At 70.0% G+C, this 4,159-nt stretch carries 5 protein-coding genes; all 5 read right to left on the bottom strand.

Features of this window, described 5'->3' with window-relative positions; translation table 11 throughout:
- The coding region (locus GSQ95_RS25855; protein ID WP_158974020.1) for a GTP-binding protein at window positions 1-959 on the bottom strand (959 nt) is incomplete at its 3' end.
- A complete protein-coding gene (locus tag GSQ95_RS25850; protein WP_158897133.1) occupies window positions 956-1,255 on the bottom strand; it encodes a hypothetical protein in 300 nt (99 codons plus the stop codon). The genes GSQ95_RS25855 and GSQ95_RS25850, both read right to left, overlap by 4 nt.
- A 9-nt stretch (window positions 1,256-1,264) precedes the next feature.
- Window positions 1,265-2,014: an SDR family NAD(P)-dependent oxidoreductase gene (locus tag GSQ95_RS25845; RefSeq protein ID WP_158897134.1), complete on the bottom strand. Its 750-nt coding sequence runs from the start codon at window positions 2,012-2,014 to the stop codon at window positions 1,265-1,267.
- Window positions 2,015-2,024: 10 nt separating this feature from the next.
- Window positions 2,025-2,795, bottom strand: a complete 771-nt coding sequence (locus tag GSQ95_RS25840; protein ID WP_158897135.1) for an SDR family NAD(P)-dependent oxidoreductase — start codon at window positions 2,793-2,795, stop codon at window positions 2,025-2,027.
- 11 nt (window positions 2,796-2,806) lie between these two features.
- A partial coding sequence (locus GSQ95_RS25835; protein WP_372241656.1) for an MFS transporter occupies window positions 2,807-4,159 on the bottom strand: 1,353 nt, incomplete at its 5' end.

Raw genomic sequence — 4,159 nt, 5'->3', positions numbered from 1 at the left:
GCGGCGAAGGAGCGCCTGAGCAGCGCGGTATCCAGGTCACGGACGATGAACACCAGGCGCGAGCGGCGTTCGCCCGCCGGCCAGGCCGGCAGGTGCACCGGCGGATGCAGGCTGTGCTGCACGCCATGGATGACGATGGGTTGGCTGGCGTCGATCACGTCGAGGATGCCCTTGACTCGCAGGATGCGTTGCCCGTGGCATCTTAGCAGCATCGACAGCCACACCCCGAAGGCCATCCAGTCCAGCGGCCGGTCGAATTCCAGGCAGCAGACCTCGGCGCTGCCGTGGCGGCCTTCGGCGACCTCGGCGAACAGCCGCCAGCGACCGACCTCGGCCGCCGGATCGGCGGCGCGCAGGCCTTCGCCCAGCAGCAGGTCATCGCCGCTAACCACGGAAGCAGCCAGGGCCCGGGTGGCGGTGGGATTGAGCTGCGCCAGCTGCCGATCCAGCCGCTCCAGCACGGCAGGCGCGACCCGGTCGGCCTTGCTCAGCAGCAGCCGGTCGGCCGCGGTGACCTGGTTGAGCCACTCCGGGTGCAGCCCCTCCTGTAGCGCGGCGTGCTCGGCGTCCACCACGGTCACCAGCAAGCCCAGGTGGAAGCGGCCGCGCAACTGGGGATCGAGATTGAGGGTGGCGAGGATCGGCCCCGGATCGGCCAGGCCGGTGGTCTCCAGCAGGACCCGGCGAAAGGCCGGAATCTCGCCGCGGGTGCGCCGACCGTGCAGGGTCAGCAGCGCCGCCTTGAGATCGCCGCGCACCGAGCAGCAGACGCAGCCGCTGGGCAGCAGCACGGTGTCCGGGGCCACCTCTTCCACCAGCAGGTGGTCGATGCCGACCTCGCCGAATTCGTTGATCAGCAACGCCGTCTCGCCCAGGGCTTCCTGGGCCAGCAGGCGCCGCAGCAGGGTGGTCTTGCCGCTGCCAAGAAAACCGGTGATGACATTGACGGCAAGGCTCATGGGGCCAACTCCAGCGGCGCCAGCACCCGTGGATCCAGGGGATCGAGCGGTCGCCCCAGCACCGCCTCGGCCTGGCGCCAGAGGTCGTCCAGGCCCTCGGCCAGGGCCTGGCGCCCGGTCGGGCCCTGGATCAGGTAGGAGGCGCCCTGGACGTCGCTCACGGTCAGCCGGAACGGCGCCACCACCCGGTTGATGGCGGCGACCCGACGCAGGCGCTCGCGCCGCCGGGGCAGGTCATCGCCCAGCGGATCGCTCCAGTGGAGATCCGGGCCGAGCAGGCCGCACAGTCCGCACATGGCTACCTCCTAGGGCATGACGTCGCCGGAATTGGGACCCAGGGTCTGGCCGACGAAGAGATTGCCACCCGGATCGCTGGCCAGCAGCAGCGCCACCGGCGCCACCTCCTCCGCGCGACCGAAGCGGCCCAGCGGCAATTCGCGGGCCTTGGCCGCCTTCCAGTCGGCGCTGATGCCATCCACAAGTGGGGTCTCGATGGGCCCGGGGGCGATGGCGTTGACCAGCACGTTGTCGCGGCCCACCTCCAGCGCCAGCGACTTGGTGAAGCCGATCACCCCGGCCTTCGCCGCCGCATAGTGGCAGAGCTCGGCGCCGCCCTTGATGCCAAGCTGGGAAGCGACGTTGATGATGCGGCCCCAGCGCTGCGCCTGCATGTGCGGCAGGGCGCGCTGGCTGGCGAGAAAGACGCTGGTGAGGTCGACGCGCAGCATGTCGTTCCACTGTTCCAGGGTCAGGTCGACGCAGGGCGCCTGGGTCAGCATCCCGGCATTGTTGACCAGGATGTCGATGCCGCCGTAAGCCGCCACGCAGGCGTCCACTCCGGCTCGGGCGCCATCCGGCTGGCCAACGTCGGCGACGGTCTCCGCTACCGACGCGCCCAGGGCACGGCATTCCGTGGCCACCCGCGCCAGTCGCTCGGCGTCGCGGTCGGCCAGTACCAGGTGCGCGCCAGCTCCGGCATAGGCGCGCGCAATGGCGGCGCCGATCCCGCTGGCCGCGCCGGTCACCAGGGCGCGGCGGTCTGTCAGCTCGAACATGCTCTTCTCCTCAATCGGGCCAGCGGACGGTGAGACCGCCATCGACGATCAGACTCTGGCCGGTGATGTAGCTGGCCTCGGTACTGGTCAGGAACCGCACCAGCGCCGCCACCTCCTCGGGCCGGCCGACCCGCCCCAGGGGAATGCTGCGGGCGGCCTTGGCCAGGCCCTCCGGACCCAGGGAGTTCTTGGCGTCCAGCGATTGCGGCGTCTCGATCAGACCGGGAATCACCGCGTTGCAGCGGATGCCACGCGGCGCCAGTTCGACGGCCAGCGAGCGACACAGTCCCGGCACCCCGGCCTTGGCGGCGGCGTAATGGGCATGGTCCTGCCAGCCATAGACGCCGCCGGCGATGGAGGAGATGGCCACCAGGGCGCCGCCCTCCCCCAGGTGGCGCGCGGCGGCGCGAAAGGTGCGCATGACGCCGGTGAGGTCGACGTCGAGCATCTCGTGCCAGCGCGCGTCGCTCATCTCCAGCAGCGGTGCGGCGCGGAGAAGCCCGGCGTTGGCCACGGCATAGTCGAGGCGGCCGAAGTGCGCCAGGGCGGCATCGGCCAGGGCATCCACCGAGGCGCTGTCGCTGACGTCCAGGGGTTCGAGCAGGCACTCGCCACCCGCGGCGGCTACCAGCCGCCGGGTGTCTTCGGGGTCATGGGGATCGCCCGGGTAGTAGCCGCCGACCACCCGCACGCCCCGCTGGGCATAGGCCACGGCCAGGGCCTGGCCGATGCCGCTGGCGGCACCGGTGATCAGGGCGACGGGAGAGGGATGAGCTGTCATGGGGGCTCCTGTCATTTGAGGCTGGTGGGTTCGACGTGGCGCGCGGTCCACATCACCAGGCCGGAAAGAAAGCACGGCAGCGCCCCGAACCACAGCGCGGCGCTGTGCCACTGGCCACCGCTGCCGAGCACGCTGGTGATGCCGAGGCCGGCGAGGATGGCGCCGATCGGTCCCATGGCGTGAACGATGGCGCCACCGGTGGCACGGATGCTGGTGGGAAAGCTTTCGCCCATGAAGAACAACATGGCTGAGTAGGGTCCGGTGAGAAAGAACAGCCCCAGGCTGTAGAGCGCCACCACCGGTACCAATTGGCTGGGCGCCTGCAGCATGGCGAAGAAGGCCAGGCCACCGCACATCCAGCCGAGGGCCACGGTGTTGCGCCGACCGATGCGATCGCCCAGCCAGCCATGGAACAGGTAGCCGATGAAGCCGACGGCGTTGGACAGCACCAGGATCCACAGCGAGTTCTCGAAGCTGAGCTTGTGCACGCTGACGATCACCGAGGTCCCCAGCACGCTGAACACCTGGATCGCCGACCAGTTGAGCAGGATGGCCAGGCTCAATACCAGGGTCGGGCGCAGGGCCTGGCCCTTGAAGGCCATGGCCACGCCGGCCTTGGCGTGCTCTTCGTAGTCCACACCGTATTCACGGGCCAGGCTGCGGGCGTCCTGCTCCTGGCCTTCGCGGCGCAGGCGCTGGATGCGGGCGTGCACCTGGAATTGCGGGCTTTCCTTGAGCTTGCGCGCCAGCACGGCGATGACGAAGGCCGGCACGGCGGCGAACACGAAGCAGCCCTGCCAGCCGATGTGCGGCAGCAGCAAGGCGGTGAGCCCCGCGGCGATCAGCGCACCGATCGGCCAGCCACTCTGCACCAGGCTGTAGATGAAGCCCCGGCGGCGGATCAGCCGCGGATCGTCGGAGGCGGCATAGACCTCGGTCAGGTAGGTGGCGTTGACCCCCTCCTCCGCATAGCCCAGGCCGGCCACCGAACGCACCAGCACCAGCGGCACCTTGCCCATGCCGGCGCACAGCGCGGTCAGCGCCGAGCACACGGCCGTGCCGCCGATGGTGACGATGATGCCGCCGCGACGACCGATCCGGTCCACCAGCGGGCCGATGGCGAAGGCGATGATGGCTCCACCCAGGGCTACCCAGGTGGCGAGTTCGGCCTGCTCGGCTTCGCTCCAGTTGAAGTGCCCACCCATCACCGGCAGCAGGGTGCCGAAGAGGATGAAGTCGTAGACGGCGAACACCCAGGCGAAGAAGGCGATCCAGGTGGCGTAGCGGACATCACCGGAAGACAGCGGCTGCGGTTTCCAGGCAGCCGTGGGGGTTTCCGGGTGGAGCGAAGGGGCGGCAGGGGC

The organism is Pseudomonas sp. BAV 4579 (genome assembly GCF_009765395.1).
Lineage (GTDB): Bacteria > Pseudomonadota > Gammaproteobacteria > Pseudomonadales > Pseudomonadaceae > Chryseomonas > Chryseomonas aestiva.
Note: the sequence above shows the minus strand (reverse complement) of the source record. Positions and strands in the feature narration are given on the sequence as shown.

Coding starts and splice junctions, on each gene's coding strand:
- GSQ95_RS25845 (WP_158897134.1), bottom strand. CDS start 2,014: ATGTTCGAGCTGACAGACCGCCGCGCCCTGGTGACCGGCGCGGCCAGC.
- GSQ95_RS25840 (WP_158897135.1), bottom strand. CDS start 2,795: ATGACAGCTCATCCCTCTCCCGTCGCCCTGATCACCGGTGCCGCCAGC.
- GSQ95_RS25850 (WP_158897133.1), bottom strand. CDS start 1,255: ATGTGCGGACTGTGCGGCCTGCTCGGCCCGGATCTCCACTGGAGCGAT.